We start from the raw sequence: 18251 nt of genomic DNA, 5'->3' as shown, positions 1-18251 counted from the left end.
CGTCTATTTGTTTTTCGAAACAGCCTGCACTGGCGCAGGAGAATCGTACACTCCAGCAACAATCCCACGCCCTTCTTCAATGGTGTAAAAGCGATCGACCGCTGGCAACTTAAGCTTCGTTACACTTCCATCAGTCCAGTGAATCTCCAAACCGTCAACGCTGTTCGCACTGCCAAATCCGAAGTGAATGCGGGGATCATTATTCGATTCATAGCTTCCGCCGCTCAGCACATCCCCACGCTGCCGCAAGCTTCCAGTAGTCAGATAAACCGTTGTTCCCGTAGCGTCCTTCGGTGACTTCCCTGAACCTACAAGCTGTAGTCCCACCCAGTGATTCGTATTGTTATCGACATTTCGCAACAATGATGGCGACTGATCAAGATTGTTAATCACCACATCAATCCTGCCGTCGTTAAACAGATCGCCGAACGCTGCACCGCGTCCCGGAATCACTTCGGCAAGTCCCGACCCCACAACTGGCGGCATCATGATGAACTTCGTTCCCTGATTTGTGTTGTGGAACAACAGCGGCCTTTGTCGAAACGACGTGCCCCAGTCAGAATGATCCGCCTGCGGATATACGTGACCATTGACCAGGAAGATGTCTTTCCAGCCATCGTTATCGAAATCAATAAATCCGGTCGCCCAAGTTAGAAAAGGGTAAGTGGCCGCAGCAAGTCCCATCTCCGGCGTGATCTCAGAGAAGTTCAAATCACCTTCATTACGAAACAGCGGCTTGTAATCGTCAGAGAAAGTACCCGTGTATAGATCAAGCAAACCATTGTTGCGGTAGTCACCAATCGCTAGTCCCATGTTGGCCTGATCGCGCCCCTGTTGGTTTAACGCGAAGCCCGAGATCAGGCTGACATCTTCAAATGTGCCGTCGCCTTTGTTGCGATACAGATAGTTCGGCGATGAGTCATCGGTAACAAGCAGATCCTGCTTGCCATCGCCATCCATGTCAACAAACGTGGAACTGAAACCGTAATTCCCTTTCTTATCCGCGACACCAGCCTTTTCACTTACGTCGGTAAACGTGCCATCACCATTGTTGTGGAACAGATGGTCTGGCTCGCCGCGAAGCCCTTTCGGGCCGCACATCGTGTGCGTTCCGCGAAACGAGCAGTTCAGGAATCCCACTTCAGCAGTGCCCGACAGCGGCAGATGATTCATATCGAAATGAACATAACCGGGCACAAACAGGTCCAGCCGTCCGTCGCCATCGTAGTCACCGAAGGTGGCACCAGTGGACCAGTTGCCGAGCGTGACTCCTGCCTTATCCGCAACGTCAGTGAACGTACCATCATGGTTGTTGTGATACAGCCGATTCTTACCGTAGTTCGAAACGTAAAGGTCGGGCCAACCATCATTGTCGTAGTCGCCGACGGCGACACCAAAGCCCCAACGATCATTCGCAACGCCAGCCTTTGCTGTCACATCCGTGAAGGTTCCGTCATGATTGTTATGGAACAGCGCGGCATGCGGCGCGCGTGCCTTGCCCTTCTCCGCATCCCACGTGGAACCGTTTACGAAGTAGAGATCCAGCCAACCATCGCGGTCATAGTCGATCATCGCCACACCCGAACCAGTCGTCTCCAGGATCAATGACTTCTCCGGTGTTCCCATGGTGTGGTGCCAACTCGTCAGGCCCGCGGTCGCCGCATCTTCTTTAAAAACAACGGGGCCGGACTTAACGAAACCGCTTTCCGTGATGGGTTTGTGGTCCTCGCCATAGACAGGCGCAGCCGGTGGTCCGCTGGACGATCCTCCCTGCGCGTGGCATTTGGCCACCGCCAAGGACGACAACATCAGGCAACACAAAAAGCGCAATCTCAAAGGAACACACCTGGTCCTGAAATGCCTGCCGATCAGAAATTGCAGCAGTGATGTGCAGACGAGCATAGAACCTATCACGGTCCCGATACCCGCCACAACGGGCAAATCGGTTCCAAACATGTCCGGTTATAGTGGATGCCATATGAACATGCGCGAGATCGCACGGCGGGCGGGAGTTTCAAGTGCCACGGTTTCGCGCGTTATCAACGGCTCCACGATCGTCCGCGAAGACACCGCGCAACGTGTCCGCAAGGTGCTGGAAGAAGTCCAGTTCATCCCCAATCCAAGTGCCACCACGCTGAAGTATGGGCGCAGCAAAACCTACGGACTCATCGTCCCGGATATGCTGAATCCCTTCTTCGCGGAGTTCTTCGGAGCATTTGAAGATTTGCTGGTTGAGATTGATCACGAAGTTCTTCTTACCAGCGCGCAGACAGCGGAGAAGCTGCTGAAGTCCATCCGCCGGATGCTCATGCGGCAAGTTGACGGCGCCGTACTGATGGCTTCCGAGTTCGATACACAGTCTGTCGAGCCGCTGCTGCGGCGACGTGTTCCGCTAACCACGGTGGATCGCAGAACCGTTCATGTGGGCTGCAGCGATGTCTCAATCGACTATGAACTCGGGTTCGCGGAAGCTGTCCGCCACCTGGTATCACTGGGTCACACTCGCGTCGGCTACATCGGTGGCATGAAGGGTCCTCACACCTCAGAGGTCCGTGCAAATGCCTTCAAACTAGCCATTCGCGGTGCAGGACTAACCTTGCATCCTGAGCTGATGCGCCTTGGAAACTACCGCGTTTCCGGTGGAGAACGTGAGGTAACCGCTTTGATGAAGGAAGCTGAGCCTCCCACAGCAATCCTTACAGCAAACGATTTGACAGCTCTGGGAGCCACGCATGGATTACACAGACTGGGCCTGTCTGCTCCACGCGATCTTTCCATCATCGGCCTCGATGACATTCTTCTCACTGAGGTCTGTCAGCCTCCGTTATCGACGATTCGTACACCGCGCAAACGACTTGCGAGAGTCTGCCTTGAGGCGCTCGATTTCTCAAAAGCCAATATTGAAAGCAAAGGCGTCCAGCTTTCCGTTCCAACAGAACTGATCGTGCGTGAGACAACGGGCGCACCGCGGCGCAGAGAGCGGACCAGCAAAACATCGCGCCGGAAATCATGATCACCGGAATTTCCCGCTTTGGTTTAGGCATCTGGTTTCTGCCCGTATACGGCCTCATCACCATGCTGATCGGCTGGAAGTCGCGCAGGCGATTCACCACGGCCGGCGAATACCTGAATGCCTCGCACGCTCTGCCATTGCCCATTGTCATCATCGCCTATCTCGCTTCCAATTGCGGTGCGCTGGAGATTGTCGGCCTCAGCGCCATGGCTGCGCATTACGGCGCGCTTGCGTTTCACTTCTATCTAATCGGTGCCATCCCCGGCATGATCTTCCTTTCGTTATGGATGATGCCGGTCTATCTGCACAACGGCATCACCAGCGTCCCGGAATATCAGATGGTGCGATACGGGCCACGCATGCGACTGCTGAACGCATGTGTCACCGCATGCATCATGCTTCTGCTGTCTGGTATCAGCCTGTATGCCATGGCACAGGTACTTACCGTCACGGTTGGCATAACGTTTGAATGGGGCATTCTCTGCTGCGCATCCATCGTAATCGTCTATGTCTTCCTCGGCGGCATACGGGCCACCATCTACAACGAGCTCTTCCAGTTCTTTGTGATCGTGGCGGGTCTGCTACCACTCGCCCTGCGCAGCTTTCACTTTCTGCACCTTCCTGGGCCATCCGATGTGTCGCAAAACCTGCACCTGTGGCACGGTATGCAAGCCTTCGCACCGCAAGCACGCATGGACGGTTTCGGCGTGGTGGCAGGTCTGGGTTTCGTACTCGGTTTTGGCTACTGGTGCACGGACTTTGTCATGATGCAGCGTGCCTTCGCCGCTCGGACTGAGAACGACGCCCGACAGGTTCCCCTATGGGCTGGATTCGGCAAGCTGTTCTTCTCGTTGTTGGTCGTTGTTCCGGGTCTCGCAGCCCTGCATGTTCTGCCACAAACCGCGGAACACTATGACCGCACTCTGCCACGGATGATGACGGTTCTCTATTCACCATGGCTGCAAGGGCTGGGGTTAACTGCGCTTGCTGCAAGTCTCATGTCGAGTCTCGCATCCAACGTCTCGGCTTTCGCTGCACTTTGGACGGAAGACATCTATCGCACCACGATCTGCAAGAACCGTGACGATCGCCACTATCTCCGTATGGGACACTTCGCAGTTCTGGCTGCGACGCTGCTGAGCTTGTCGGCTTCGTATCTGAATTTTCTCTTCCGTGACCTCATGGAACACATCCAGTTGATCTTCTCCGTGTTCGCCGCACCCTTCTGGGCAGTATTTCTGCTGGGAATGTTGACGCGTAGAACAAACGAACGTGGAGCCATCCTTGGTTTTCTCCTGGGTTCCAGCTTTTCGTTCGCACATTCTGTGCTCGTCTCGCGCGAATGGCTGCACTACGGCAGCACAATGACGGCCAATTTCCATTCCGCAGTCTATGCCTTCACGATCGCAGCAATTGCCGCATGGCTTATGAGCCCACGAGAACATGTTGCTGCGGCTGGCCGTCTTCAATGGAACACCGTGACTGTTTCCCGCACGAATGCATATCTTGTGCTGCTGGCCGCGCTGTTACTTATCGCATGCGTTTGGTTCAACGTGCGGTGGTTCTAGCAGCCTGAGGGCGCCGATACACGCACCCTGATATCACTGGTCGGACCGCAAATGATGAATCCGTATACAATCTTCACAATTTACGGGTATTCCAATGACTTTGCCTGTTCTCCGCGTTTCTGCCTTTGCTGTATGTGCATTAGTTTTCTTCCCAGCTCTTTCACAACATGTTCAGGCGCAACGTGCGCCGGCTCATACCTTCACTGTCTCCGGGCGAGACTTTCTGATGGACGGTAAGCCTTACCAGGTCATTTCAGGCGAGATGCATTATCCGCGTATTCCCCGTGAATACTGGCGCGATCGGCTACGAAAAGCAAAGGCCATGGGGCTGAACACTATCACCACATATGCCTTCTGGAACCTGCATGAACCGCATCCCGGAGTCTACGATTTCAGCGGGCAGAATGACCTCGCAGCGTTTCTCCGTGCAGCGCAGGCCGAAGGCTTGAATGTGATCCTGCGTCCCGGACCATACGTCTGCGCTGAGTGGGAACTTGGCGGCTATCCCTCCTGGCTTCTGAAAGACCGCTCGCTTATTTTGCGATCCACAAATCCCGCATACCATGCGGCCGTGCGGCGTTGGTTTAAGCGATTGGCTACCGAAGTGAAGCCACTCCTGCTGAAGAACGGCGGCCCCATCATCGCCATCCAGGTCGAAAACGAATATGGAGCCTTCGGAGACGACCTGAACTATTTACGGCAAGTGAAGGATGACATGGTGAGTGCAGGGCTTGGCGATGGCCTCATGTTCACATCGAATCAAGCTTCAGACCTTGCAAAAGGGTCGCTTCCAGATCTTCCCGCCGCTGTGAACTTCGGCTCGGGTAACGCAGCCGCCTCCACCGCAATGCTGGAGAAATATCGCCCTAACGGACCGCGCATGGTGGGTGAATACTGGGCCGGATGGTTCGATAAATGGGGCGAAGAACATCACGAAACTGACGGACGCAAGGAGGCGCAGGAGTTTCAGTGGATGCTGGAGCACGGTTACTCCGTCTCCATGTACATGTTCCATGGCGGCAGCAGTTTTGGATGGATGAACGGCGCAGATTCTCACACCGGAAAGGACTACCATCCGGATACAACCAGCTACGACTACGACGCGCCGCTGGATGAATCTGGCTCGCCTCGTTACAAGTACGCGTTGCTGCAACAAGCCATTGCGACTGCAACGCACACGAAGCCAATGCCAGTGCCGAAAGGTTCGGGACGTCGTGTCTTCCCGATCGCTGCAGTAAAGGAATCGGCGTCTCTCTGGGACAATCTGCCTCAGCCCGTACATTCTGAAACGCCACTCACTTTCGAAGATCTGGATCAGAACTTCGGCTACGTGCTTTATCGTTCCACATTGCCTGCACACGCCAAAGGTACGCTCACCATCAGCGGCCTTCATGACTACGCCGTGGTCTATGTCGATCGAAAGCAGGTCGGCACTCTCGACCGCAGACTGGATCAGTCCACCGTGACATTGCCTTCAGGCATTCGTGATGGCGCAGCGCTCTACATTCTTGTCGAGAACACAGGCCGCGTCAACTACTCACACGCCATCCTGACAGAACGCACTGGAATCACGGGAAAGGTGCTGCTAGGCGATACAGAAGTGAAGAAGTGGGAGATGTTCTCGCTTCCCATGCAGGATCTCTCACACCTGCAATTCCGCTCTAGCGCTTGCATTGGTCCCTGCTTCTTTCGAACCGCTATGACGGTTGACCGCCCTGCGGATACATTCCTCGACACGCGTGGACTTCACAAAGGACAACTCTGGCTAGGCACCCACAACCAGGGTCGCTTCTGGTCAATTGGTCCGCAATTCACCCTGTATACGCCGGCCCCATGGCTACACACAGGAGCGAATCGCATCACCTGGTTTGACCTTGAGGGCGATAGCCAACACGAATCGCTGACCACGGTTCAAGACCCTGTGTACGGCTCCGTAACGCATAGCCGTGAGTCGCAATAAACCGACCTGAAAACAGTAAAAAACTTAGCGGCGCACCCCATTTTCGGGTGCGCCCCGTTTTTTGCTGGTCGTGTACGCACAGTCGCCTGCCTGACAGAGGCCAACAGCCCACATTCAGCCTTTGAGACGACTCAAAATAATGTACTTGACACTGTATCGTTCGGCTGAGTAGTTTCTCTGGCCACGTAGATGTATACGAATTCAGAGGCTCTGAGCTGCCCTTTTGTATACGAATTCAGAGGCTCTGCATCACTTCTTGTTCCTCTTACCGTTTGAGGTCAATTTGCATGAAAGCAAGCAGGGATTATTTAGAAACCCATTGCGGAAACAGGCAATGGATATGGGCTGTTTTTCTAGTAGCACTACTTCTCACGATTCCCCCACTTCATGCCCAAGTGGATCAGGGCACGATCACCGGAACAGTGACCGATCCGTCGGGCGCAGTCGTGCCCAACGCCTCTGTCACCGTCACAAACGTGGACACGGGATTTACCGAATCCGATAAGACCGACGCGGGAGGCATTTACACCTTCTCGCCTTTGAAGATCGGACGCTATAGCGTGAAGGTGGCTGCCCCCGGCTTCATCACAAAGCAGCAGGACAATGTGCAACTTCACGTGGGCGAACGTACCGGTGTGAACATTGGCCTTGCGATTGGCTCCGAGGAGACCGTTCAGGTAACCACCGAAGCTCCACTACTGCAGACCGAAGACGGTTCGACGGGCCAGGTTGTGGATGCACAAACCATCGTGGACACGCCGCTGAATGGTCGCAATTACGTCTTCATCGCGCAGCTTTCCGCAGGTATCGCGCCGGGCAACGGTTCGCGTGGTTCTGGTAAGGGTGACTTCTCTGCCAACGGCATGCGTTCTGAGCAAAACAACTTCCTGCTTGATGGCGTCGATAACAACGTCAACGTGGTGGACTTCTTCAACGGTGCGTCTTACAGCGTGAAGCCGCCACCGGAAGCACTGGCAGAGTTCAAGGTTCAGACTGGCTCCTACAGTGCCGAATATGGACACTCTGCGGGTGCAGTCATCAACGTATCTGTGAAGTCAGGCACCAATCGCATTCACGGTTCCGCATGGGAATACATCCGTAACGATGCGTTCGATATTCACGAATGGGCATCCTTCGGCAATCGCGTTGTTCCGAAGTATCGCCAGAACCAGTTTGGCGGAACGATTGGCTTTCCCATCATCAAAGACAAACTCTTCCTCTTCGGCGATGCTGAAGCGAACCGCATCATCTTTGGCGAGAGCGGAAACTACACTGTTCCGACAGCGCTGATGCGGCAAGGCGATTTCTCGGAACTACTGAACACAAACCTGACCGGCGCCACACCCGTGCAGCTTGTACAACCCAACTCCGGCAACATTGCCACTCCACTTTCATGCAATGGCAAGCTCAACGTCCTATGCCCAGGTCAGATCAACCAGACCGCTCTGAACATCCTCAAGATGTATCCGGCTCCCAATCAGAGCGTGAATGGTCTGATCAGCAACAACTTCTTCAGCAACCGAAACGCGGTGGATAACACCACGCAGTTCGACATCCGTATGGACTACAACGCTTCACAGAAGGACCAGGCGTTTGTTCGTACGAGCTACTCCAACACGCCAGGCACGCGCACTCCGGTGTTCGGCAACATACTTGATGGCGGCGGCTTCGGTGACACGGGCACAATCGTCAATCTGTCCGAAGCACTCGCGGCAAGTGAAACGCACGTTTTCAATCCGAATTTCGTAAACGAAATCCGGTTTGGCTATAACTACGGCAACTTCGGTTTCAATCCTCCGAACACCAACACGAGTGGCGTTGCGGCCGGCATTGGCCTCGGCGGAATTCCCGGTGGTGCAAATAACGGAGGTTTGCCCAACGTTGCTGTTACCGGCATCTCCTCCTTCGGCTCACCCACATGGGCTCCCACGAACGAGTATCAAAACGTTTACCAGATCCTGGATAACGTCACGAAGATCGTTCGGAACCACAGCATGCGTATCGGCGTCAGTTTCCAACGCATTCGCTTCTCTACTTTGCAGCCAATTGAACCTCGCGGTGCTTACAACTTCACCGGTAAGTTCACGGCAGCACAGGGTTCTCCGACGGTGGGTGGCGTCGCATACAGCGGCTCCGGCGTTGCTGACTTCCTTACCAACAACATGGACACAGCGTATGTAACCAACATCGCTACTACAGACGACGTTCGCTGGATCCGAGCGGGTTACTTCCAGGACGACTGGAAGATCACGCCGAATTTCACGTTAAACCTGGGTCTGCGCTATGAATATGCGCAACCCTATCTGGAACGCCACGATCACCAGGCTGCTTTCATTGCGAATAGCATCGGCGCCAGTTCTGGTACGGGCACGTATCTCTTGCCTACTTCGCAAGCCGGAACAACGTTAGCGCCTAGCTTCACAAATACATTGGCTGCTAACCGAATCAGTATCCAGTACACCGGCAACCGCTTCCTGGTTCAACCGCAGAAGACGAACTTTGCACCGCGCGTCGGATTCGCCTACAAGGTTACGGATCGCCTTGTCCTGCGTTCCGGGTACGGTATCTTCTTCGGTGGCCTCGAGAGCGCGGGCTACTACCCGAATCTTGGTCTCAACTATCCATTCGAATTTGAGTCTGGATATAACTCCACTACCCTGCACGGAGCCTGCACCACGACAAATTGCCAGAACAACGGCATTACGTTGGAGCGAGGCTTCACGGACGCTATCAATGCAGGGCTACAGAACTCCGTATCGAATCCCACCCTTCGTGGTTCGGATGCACAGGTAAAGACACCTTACAGCCAGCAGTTCAACGTATCGTTTGAATATTCGCTGTCGCGTACGCTTGCTGCCAGCGTTTCTTATGTCGGATCGAACTCGCGCCACCTCATCGTGTTCCCCGACAAGAATGGCCCCGTGTCTCTGTTGGCACCCGGCGTGGACGTAACACCGTATCGTCCGTTCCCGACGATCGGCGGCACATCCTATAGCTCGTATGCGGGAGCCTCTAACTACAACTCGATCCAGGCAAAGCTGGATAAACGTATGAACAATGGCCTTAGCTTCCTGGCCAGCTACACCTACGCACATGCACTCGATAACTCTCCCACACCGCTGGGCAGCACTGGCGATGCGGGGTATCGCAACCCGAACCTGATCGGCATCGGTGCTGATTACAGCAACTCTCCGATCGACGTTCGTCAACGCTTCACCATCAATGGTTCGTATGCCATCCCATATGGTGTGGGACGCCAGTTTGGTAACCATCCTGGCTTCATGAATCTGGTGTTTGGCGGCTGGACCAACAGCCTGACGTTCATCGCGCAGACGGGCAATCCGTTCAGCATGAACAGCAGTGTCACCACACAAGCCGGTGCAACCACGCACCCGTACCTCATCGGCAATCCGTTCAAAGGCGGCGGATCACCTGATGCGAGCCGTACCGATCTGGCTGGGTACTCCTGCCCCACACAGACGCGGACACCAAAGCACTGGTATAACCCGTGCGCCTTTGTAAATCCACCAGCCGTCCCTGCGGGTACACAAGTCAGTGGGCTTGCTGCCCTGCGCTACCTCGGATCGCCACGCAACTCGGTGTATGGTCCGGGCTACGAGCGCATCAATGGTTCGCTGTTCAAGAACTTCACCATCTGGCGTGAAACTTCTCTGCAACTGCGTGCCGATTACTTCAACCTGCTCAACACCCCTGCCTACGGCAACCCCGATGCCAACATCGGAACCGGCGGTGGACAAATCACCTCAGCCCGCAGTCTGGGACAGTTCTATCCAGACTCACGATTCTGGCAGTTCGCAGCGAAGATCAACTTCTAACGCGTCTGCTCTGCTTACACTGGAATGCAGCCGGGAGACCGGCTGCATTTCCTGCTTAAGCAACTATCTTGTTTTGTACGGAAGGTTCGTGCGCCGCATCTTACTCATCTCTTCGGTTGCACTCACGCTCATAGGCGTGCAGGCTGCTGCGCAGAATTCCTCCACAAAGAGCAACGTCGCTCACTCCAGTGCATCAACATGCGCAGCCAAGGCGATAACACCTGAAGACGCGGCTAAAGAGCGCACAGCGCTTGCAAATCTGGATGCCAATAATGTTGCTTCTGCTCAGCCGGATCTCATCGCGCTCGCAAAGAAATACCCTTGCCGATTTGAACTGCAAGCCGCCGCAGGCATGGCATTGGCTGAAACTGAGAACATCACAACTGCGATTCCGTTCCTTCGTAAGGCCCACGCTCTTCGTCCCACAGATGACGCCATTGCATTCAATCTTGCGCTAGCAGAACTGAAGACTGGAGATGCGGATTCGGCTCTACCTGTGCTTCAAAGGATCGCATCCCGCAGTCCGAATCGGGCGGATGTGCAGTTGGCTCTTGCGGCGGCATTCATGCAAGCGAAGCGCCCTGCCGATGCGGCGGTTGCTTTTCAAAAAGCAAGTGCAACGCTCACGGCAGGTGGCCAAGCTATGCCGCTGGAATTGAGCATGGACTGGGCGTCAGCGCTTCTGCAAGCTCATCGTGCATCTGAAGCGCGTGATGTGCTGCGTTCAGCTGACGGTCTGAAGCAATCCGCTCCTGCCCTGGCATTGCTCGGTGAAGCCGCCGAAGCCGCTGGTGATTACGAAGAAGCTGCCCGCTCCTTTGAAGCCGCCGCAAGGCTCGATCCTTCCGAGCAAATGATTGTCGCCTATGGAAATGAGCTACTGCAGCATCGCACGTTTGGGCCAGCCATCGAAATCCTGAAGTATGGCACAGAGAAGTTTCCTGAGAGCCAGCGCATGCATCTGGCGCTCGGCGCAGCTTATTTCAACAACGCGATGTATCCGTTGGCAGCTCCAGAGTTCTACGCAATGCTCTTACGCTCGCCCAACGACACACTGGCCGCGGATATGCTTGGGCGTAGCTGCGCTGATACAACTGCCGCGTCGTTGCAGGAGTGCGCTGCTCTGGAGAGCTTCGCAAAGGAGCATCCTGAGAACGCTGTCGCAGCAACTTACGCGGCCACAGCCATCCTTCAGCGTCCCACGGAAACACGCGATACAGAAGCAGCTGAACATCTGCTGCAGAGTGCGCTACATGCAGACCCGAAGCTTGCAGATGCCTGGTATCAAATGGGAGTTCTGCAGCAATCGCGCAATCAGTGGAATGAAAGTGCGACATCGTTGGAACATGCCATCGCGCTGCAACCCGATTTTGCTGACGCGCACTATCGTCTATCGCGCGCATATACCCGCATGGGACGGCGCGAAGAGGCTGTGGCAGAAGTAAAGCTTGAGATGAAATACCGCCAGGAAAATAAGGACGCAAACAGCCTGAGGATGCAGAAGATTGTCCGCATCCTTACTGTGGACAAACAGCCCTAGCTACCGATGGAAAGGATAGGTTTGATGATTCAGTTCTCTGCCCTGCAACGCTTTACCATGCGGTTCATGGTTGCCGCCGTATGTTGCGCATTCACTTTTGCAAGCCAGGCTCAAACATCGCAGGCTCCTCACATGGAGGAGCACGATGGTCATCATGCATTGTTTGTTGACGGCGCTCCGTACCTAGTTTTGGGAGCTCAGATCAACAACTCAAGCACATGGCCTTCTACCCTTCCGAAAGTATGGCCCGCTCTGCAACGCATGCACGCGAACACGATCGAGGCGCCAATCTATTGGGAACAACTTGAGCCTCATCCCGGCCAGTTTGACTTCTCATCTGTCGACCAGCTTGTGAAAGGCAGTCGCGAGCACAATCTCCGCCTCGTCGTGCTTTGGTTTGGAACGTGGAAGAACGGAAACATGCATTACGTTCCAGAGTGGGTGAAGACGAATCCGCAAAAGTATCCGCGCGTGCTTAATCGGAGCGGTGATCCCATCGACGTGCTTTCCGCGCAGTCGCAGACAAATCTCGACGCCGACAAACATGCCTTTGAAGCCCTGATGGGGCATCTCGCCGAGATCGATGCGCGCGATCATACCGTCATTCTCGTGCAGGTGCAGAATGAGTCCGGCATCATAGGATCGCCGCGCGATTTTTCCGCTGCGTCGAATCGTGAGTTTGCCGGCGCGGTGCCAGCCGACCTTACGCGTGCGCTGCATACGAAGTCCGGTAGTTGGAGCGAAGTCTTTGGCGGAGACGCCGACGAAACCTTCCAGGCTTATCACCAGGCGAAGTACATCAATGAAATCGCCGCGGCAGGCAAGGCGAAATTCAACATTCCCATGTATTGCAACGTTTGGCTCTCATATCCCATTGCAGAGCTTCCGGAACGACAGGTACGCAATCCGGGCATTCAATATCCATCTGGAGGGCCGACGCAGTGGATGCTTCCGTTGTGGAAGGCGCTGGCACCATCGATCGATGCGATTGGTCCTGACGTCTACTCTTCTGATCCTGCGTTCTACACGAAGGTACTGGAGACATACGCAAGACCTGATAACGCTCTCTGGATCCCGGAGACAGGTAACGGTGACGATTATGCGCCGTACTTCTTCCTTGCACTTGGACATGGCGCCATCGGCTTCTCTCCCTTTGGCGTTGACGACACGGGATGGACCTTCAAGGAAGGCGAAGGCCCGGTAGCACACACGCGTAACTATGCGCTGTTGAATCCCATGGCACGACAGATTGCTCTGCTGAACTTTCAGGGAGCCTTGAAAACTGCAATGGAACTGCCAGGGCGGCCGGAACAGGAATTGGACTTCGGCAAATGGAAAGCATCCGTCCGGTTTGGGTTTCCGCAACGAGATGGACAGCGTGTCCCCGGTACGCCAAACCATGAAGGCCGCGCGCTGGTTGCCCAACTTGGACCTGACGAGTTCCTCGTGACGGGAATCGAGAGCAGCGTCGCGTTTCATACAGAGGGAAAGCTGCCCGGCATCCGTATGCAGATTCTTTCCGCTGAGGAAGGTAGCTACGAAAACGGCACATGGAAACCAATGCGCCTGTGGAATGGCGATCAGACTGACCGTGGTCTGAACTTTCATCGCGGAGCCGACACTGTTGTGAAGATCCGGCTCGGAACCTTCTAGCTTGTATTCGCTTCGTGCAGAGTATGTGCCTGATCTCAGACGTACTTTGCACGAAGCGCTTGCGATATGGTCAGCGGGCGGCTCGAGATCGTGTTCGGTTTCGTGCCCGGACTGATCAACACTGCACGCGAACTCCCCTCTGCCCACGCTAACGTGGTGAGGCGCCCCGGTGCGGTAATCCGCTTCATCGCGATCCAGTTATAGAACGCATTCATCTCTGCATCTACCAGGGAGCCCTCTGGATCGGGCGTCGTCGAATCTGGCTCTTCGACCATCTCGTTCAATCCACGGTGGCGTTGGCGCGGACCATACCGTAACAGCACAGTGGCAGGCTGCGCACGACGCGCCAGTTCCCTGCCAGCCCATTGAACGAACGACGTGCTAAATATCTGCGTTCCCGAGCCCTCAGTGAATAGCTCTGTATAGAAACGCTGTAAGACCGGATCTGTTGTGACGCGCGAACTGCCAGAGCTTTGTGCTGATATTTCCGAGAGCTGTGTACGCATCTGCTCCGCGCCAGACTGTCCGCTCTGCAGAATCGATTTCATCTGTGCCAGCACTTGATTCCGGAGCGGCTCAAGCTGCGCATAACTTGTACTTACCACCGGGTCAAAAGAGGTCGGAACGTCCCACGCAACACCGCCATCGATATACCAGTGTGTGTATGGCGCGGACGTTCGTTTGGCTCGGTCAGCTACTTCCGCCAGCATCTGAGCTTTCACACTTGCCGCGTCGATTCCCTCCAGCCGGATACCTTGTCGTGCAAGTTTCCGCATGAGCGATGACCGTGAGACATCTGCTCCTTGTCCCAGAACAATGAATAACAACCTATCCGTTGTATCCGTCTTTTCAGGAATCGCCTCGAAAAGTGCACGCGATGCCTCATGGAAGGCATTGATCTGCCCCGAGGACCAAAGCGAAGCCGTCATCTGTTCCACAAATGTTCCGGGGGAATGCACCCAATTTGTTCGCTCAAGCTCCGGCGGTAATGTGATGACTCGTAAGGGGGTCAGCAATGAAGCGCGACGCTGAGGCTCCATGGCTTCCAGCGAAACACACTGCCACTCTAGCGTCTCCCGCTCCACGGGAAAACGAGTATCCAGCGCAATGATCTGCACCAGGAATGATGGGCATACGCTCATCGGCAACTCACGCAACAATCCCAGATGCCGGATGGCGAACGCCTGTGCAAGAGGAGGATACTTGTCAAAATTTGCAGGCTGCAAATCCGCTGGCGTCATCGCAGCTCCTCAATACAGCGACCGGGTGTGTCCGTACTGAATCCAAGACGGCACCCCACCGTCGGTACCAGATCGATTGATTCGATGGGCCGTTCCACGACGACGTTCTGCCGGACGTGAGGGCCCATCGCCAACAGCCATGTGGTCCGCGCCATATCGCTGCCGGTCCGGTGATGCTGAAAACCGTTGCCGGATGGATCATCGTCTGCATCACGCCCGAAGTCCGGCATGATGTACACCGTTGTGCGGTCGCGATATTCAGGGTGCGACTGCACTGCCTGCCATAGCTCGGCGCATAGACGGTCTGCACGGCGGATGGCGTCGATGTACAACGAATAGGCTCCAGAGTGGGCCACGTCCATGTCATGCAGCGTCAACATCATCAACGAAGGCGCCTGCTGGTCCATCAGCCGTCGCGTGATAAACAACGAGAGTTCATCGGCACTGTCCAGCGTCTGCGCATGCTTCACAAAATCTGCCACCGAGAGGCGTAGGGTGGACTCGAGTGCTTCCAGATGCAACTCACGATCCTGCGATGTCGACAGCACCTGGTACTCGGGCATCTCGTAGTTATCCTGCAGCAGATGCTGCAGGTCAGCTCCAGTGGACGTCTTCTGCATGGCAGTACTGAGAAGACGCTTGGGTAGAATTACGCCCGCACCGTACTGCGGTCCAAAGCGAGCATTGCTGCTGCCGCCAATCTTCTGGAAGCCATTGCTAGGCGCAATCACCCATGTGTCCGTCACTGGCCGCTTCAACGCGCGACGATAATACTCAAACAAAGTGGGGTTCGGCGGTGGCTGTGCGATGAAGTTATTGAATCGCTCGTACACTCCGGTAACAATGCTCGCCGTAGCAACATAATGGCCGAGGATTCCTCCGTTACGCACCTGTGTAAAGAATGTTCCCTGCGGCAGAAGAGTGTGAAGAAGATTCGGGATGTTCTCCTGCCCTTCCTCTGCAAACGTCTCTTCATCGCGTGCCCCACCGCCAAAGGTCACTACGATGGTCTTTTGCGTCGGCTGCACTATGCCCGACAACGGAGCGGCAAAACCGCTACGCACCGTGCTGGCGGAAATCGCACCAATGGCACCGCGCAGAAAGTCTCTCCGCGAAGCAGCAATTTGCTGTGGCAGGATCGATCGGTGAAACATAGTCGCAGATAGTATGCTCCGCGCACAGCAGCATCGACAACTTCGGAATCAGCGCCGGAATTTCGGCCTAAGGTTCCCGATTCTGTCCGCGCCCTCAGAACCTAAACTTCAGCGTTGCTTAAGGTATATCGGTCTAGACTGAGATTCATGAGAGTGCTCGTAGTAGAAGACGAACCGCGCCTTGCCGAAAACATTGCGGCCGCTTTGCGAGAAGCGGGCTTCGCGGTCGACCATGCTGCGGACGGAGTCGACGGATCGCACTGTGCAGAACAAGACCTCTACGATTTGATCATTCTGGACCTGATGCTTCCCGGTCGTGATGGCACAACTGTTCTGCGTAATATGCGCCGGTCCAACATCAAGACACCGGTGCTAATCCTCACGGCGCGAGAGGGCAAAGATAGCCTGATCGAACTATTGAATGCCGGCGCAGATGATTACATCGGCAAGCCTTTTGATCTTCGCGAACTCATGGCCCGCTCAAAAGCACTCATCCGACGCTCAAAAGGTACGGCTACTCCCAATTTAGAGGTGGGTGACATCTCGATTGATACGGTGCAGCAGACGGTTACACGAGCTGGCGAGATCATCGATTTGTCTCCGACCGAATACCGCATTCTGGAATACCTTGCTCACCACACCAAGTCGATCATCTCTAAAAGAGTCTTACTTGAGCATCTCTACGACTTCGAATGGGAACACACCGATAACGTCATTGAAGTGCATATCTTTAACCTGCGACGTAAGCTCACCATTCCAGGCAAAGAATCCATCATCGAAACGGTGCGGCATCGGGGCTACCGAATCCGGGGCAAAGAGAGCCAGTGATGAATTCGCGCGTATCGCTAAGCCGCAGGCTCACTCTCACCGTGTTGCTTCTGGAGCTTCTCGCTGCGGTCGTTCTCATCGGAATTGTCACGAATCATGAACGTAAGGTTCGCTTCGAGGCAATGGATGCAAATCTGCGAGCAACATCCAATGCGCTCTTCGGCGCTGTTCAAGAAGCAGAGACACAAAATGGAAGCGTCAAGTTAGACGCTCATGGTGTCTCTATTCCGGACCAAGCCATTTATTCCGTTGTTGCGGACGATTCAAAGACCCTAGGCTCGCAGGGGGACATGCCCGCATTTCCTCAGAACCCCGGCGGCGTAACAAAGGTTCGAGTACATCAGCGTCCCTTCCGTTTTTACACGTTGCAGGGTGAGCGCATCATCGATCCCGAAAGCCCGCGAGCAATTACGCACCATGTTGTGATTCGATATGGAATGCCGGAAGGACGGGCCTGGCATGCCGTGTTTGAAGCGACACGATTCTTCGCGATCGCTACCATTGCCCTGCTAGGCATCACGGCGCTCTGTTTATCCTGGCTGGTACGACGGTTCCTGTTCCCAATCCGTGAGCTCGCCGAAGAAGCGGATCAAATTGATACGGAACGCTGGGCATTTGTTGCACCAGAAAGCAGCAGGCGCTTCACGGAACTGCAGCCGCTCGCATCTGCAATCGAGAAAACGGTGGCACGTCTACATCGCTCATTCGAACAACAAAGACGCTTCACAAGTGATGCTGCGCACGAACTGAAGACAGACATCGCCATTATCAAGTCGTCCGTGCAGTTGTTGGGTTTGCGGGAACGAACAGTTGAGGAATACCAATCGGGCTTAGCATCTGGAATGCAGGATATCGCCAGGCTTGAAGCCACAGTCGGCAAGATGCTGACTCTGGCGCGGCTTGAGCAAAGCGTACAGGCTGAAACCGAATCCTGCGAGCTGATCGAGGCACTTGACGAGAGCATTCAGCAAGCAAAAGCATTTGCAGAACTAAAGAGGGTATCGGTTACACGGCCACTCCTCTCGGAAGCCGCCTTTGTCGGCATGGCTCATGAGGATGCATCGCTTCTCTGTTCCAACATCCTGATGAATGCGCTTCAACACGCGCCTGAGAACTCAAGCGTCGAGATTAATGTCGCGCTCACGGATGGATCCGTTTCGATGAGCTTTCGAGATTATGGACCAGGGATTTTGGAAGCGGATCTGCCGTATCTCTTTGATCCCTTTTACCGCGGGGACGCGTCCCGAAGCCGAAAAAGTGGAGGAACCGGACTGGGCCTTTCTATCTGTAAGGCTCTCTGTGAACACGCCCATGGAAGCATCCGCATTACAAACAACAAAGATGTAGGCGCCGTGGTCACGGTAACACTACCTTTACTCGCAATTCAGGCTGAGATTTAAGCAGGAATTAAGTTGCGCGGAGAACACTCGAAGATGCCGGCCCTTGTGGTCGCGCGCA

The 18251-nt window shown here is 54.9% G+C and carries 11 protein-coding genes; 8 read left to right on the top strand and 3 right to left on the bottom strand.

What is annotated here, in order from left to right; translation table 11 throughout:
- Positions 1-3: 3 nt before the first annotated feature.
- The gene (locus BLT38_RS04030; RefSeq protein WP_231966727.1) at positions 4-1809 is read right to left on the bottom strand and encodes a CRTAC1 family protein; all 1806 of its coding nucleotides are present in this window, start codon (positions 1807-1809) and stop codon (positions 4-6) included.
- A gap of 175 nt (positions 1810-1984) precedes the next feature.
- Here BLT38_RS04030 and BLT38_RS04025 point away from each other — a divergent pair, with 175 nt between their 5' ends.
- From BLT38_RS04025 to BLT38_RS04000, 6 genes are all read left to right on the top strand, one after another.
- A complete protein-coding gene (locus BLT38_RS04025) occupies positions 1985-3013 on the top strand; it encodes a LacI family DNA-binding transcriptional regulator (RefSeq protein WP_172838137.1) in 1029 nt (342 codons plus the stop codon).
- Positions 3010-4581, top strand: a complete 1572-nt coding sequence (locus BLT38_RS04020) for a sodium:solute symporter family transporter (RefSeq protein WP_083344030.1) — start codon at positions 3010-3012, stop codon at positions 4579-4581. The genes BLT38_RS04025 and BLT38_RS04020 overlap by 4 nt, the downstream gene beginning before the upstream one ends.
- Before the next feature lie 226 nt (positions 4582-4807).
- Positions 4808-6541 (top strand): glycoside hydrolase family 35 protein, encoded by a 1734-nt coding sequence (locus BLT38_RS04015; protein ID WP_197674929.1) that lies wholly within the window; start codon positions 4808-4810, stop codon positions 6539-6541.
- Positions 6542-6936: 395 nt separating this feature from the next.
- Positions 6937-10377: a TonB-dependent receptor gene (locus BLT38_RS04010; protein WP_231966726.1), complete on the top strand. Its 3441-nt coding sequence runs from the start codon at positions 6937-6939 to the stop codon at positions 10375-10377.
- A gap of 88 nt (positions 10378-10465) precedes the next feature.
- A complete protein-coding gene (locus BLT38_RS04005) occupies positions 10466-11917 on the top strand; it encodes a tetratricopeptide repeat protein (RefSeq protein WP_172838136.1) in 1452 nt (483 codons plus the stop codon).
- Between the two features lie 24 nt (positions 11918-11941).
- Positions 11942-13570: a DUF5597 domain-containing protein gene (locus BLT38_RS04000; RefSeq protein WP_231966725.1), complete on the top strand. Its 1629-nt coding sequence runs from the start codon at positions 11942-11944 to the stop codon at positions 13568-13570.
- A gap of 35 nt (positions 13571-13605) precedes the next feature.
- On the opposite strand, the gene BLT38_RS03995 is transcribed toward BLT38_RS04000, so the two are convergent.
- Positions 13606-14811, bottom strand: coding sequence for a hypothetical protein (locus BLT38_RS03995; RefSeq protein WP_083344026.1), 1206 nt, complete (start codon positions 14809-14811; stop codon positions 13606-13608).
- The gene (locus BLT38_RS03990) at positions 14808-15965 is read right to left on the bottom strand and encodes a hypothetical protein (protein ID WP_083344025.1); all 1158 of its coding nucleotides are present in this window, start codon (positions 15963-15965) and stop codon (positions 14808-14810) included. The genes BLT38_RS03995 and BLT38_RS03990 overlap by 4 nt, the downstream gene beginning before the upstream one ends.
- Positions 15966-16112: 147 nt before the next feature.
- Here BLT38_RS03990 and BLT38_RS03985 point away from each other — a divergent pair, with 147 nt between their 5' ends.
- Together BLT38_RS03985 and BLT38_RS03980 are read left to right on the top strand one after the other, a co-directional pair.
- Entirely contained in the window at positions 16113-16793 is a 681-nt protein-coding gene (locus BLT38_RS03985; protein WP_083344024.1) for a response regulator transcription factor, read from the top strand.
- Positions 16793-18193 (top strand): sensor histidine kinase, encoded by a 1401-nt coding sequence (locus tag BLT38_RS03980; protein WP_083344023.1) that lies wholly within the window; start codon positions 16793-16795, stop codon positions 18191-18193. Before BLT38_RS03985 ends, BLT38_RS03980 begins: the two co-directional genes overlap by 1 nt.
- The last annotated feature ends 58 nt before the right edge of the window (positions 18194-18251 follow it).

This window comes from Terriglobus roseus, assembly GCF_900102185.1.
Lineage (GTDB): Bacteria > Acidobacteriota > Terriglobia > Terriglobales > Acidobacteriaceae > Terriglobus > Terriglobus roseus_A.
This window is presented reverse-complemented; position numbering and strand designations above follow the sequence as displayed.

Bases quoted from the DNA above. Each gene is read 5' to 3' on its own strand.
- BLT38_RS04030 (WP_231966727.1), bottom strand. From the start codon at position 1,809: ATGTTGTCGTCCTTGGCGGTGGCCAAATGCCACGCGCAGGGAGGATCG.
- BLT38_RS04025 (WP_172838137.1), top strand. From the start codon at position 1,985: ATGCGCGAGATCGCACGGCGGGCGGGAGTTTCAAGTGCCACGGTTTCG.
- BLT38_RS04020 (WP_083344030.1), top strand. From the start codon at position 3,010: ATGATCACCGGAATTTCCCGCTTTGGTTTAGGCATCTGGTTTCTGCCC.
- BLT38_RS04015 (WP_197674929.1), top strand. From the start codon at position 4,808: ATGGACGGTAAGCCTTACCAGGTCATTTCAGGCGAGATGCATTATCCG.
- BLT38_RS04000 (WP_231966725.1), top strand. From the start codon at position 11,942: ATGATTCAGTTCTCTGCCCTGCAACGCTTTACCATGCGGTTCATGGTT.
- BLT38_RS03995 (WP_083344026.1), bottom strand. From the start codon at position 14,811: ATGACGCCAGCGGATTTGCAGCCTGCAAATTTTGACAAGTATCCTCCT.
- BLT38_RS03990 (WP_083344025.1), bottom strand. From the start codon at position 15,965: ATGTTTCACCGATCGATCCTGCCACAGCAAATTGCTGCTTCGCGGAGA.
- BLT38_RS03985 (WP_083344024.1), top strand. From the start codon at position 16,113: ATGAGAGTGCTCGTAGTAGAAGACGAACCGCGCCTTGCCGAAAACATT.
- BLT38_RS03980 (WP_083344023.1), top strand. From the start codon at position 16,793: ATGAATTCGCGCGTATCGCTAAGCCGCAGGCTCACTCTCACCGTGTTG.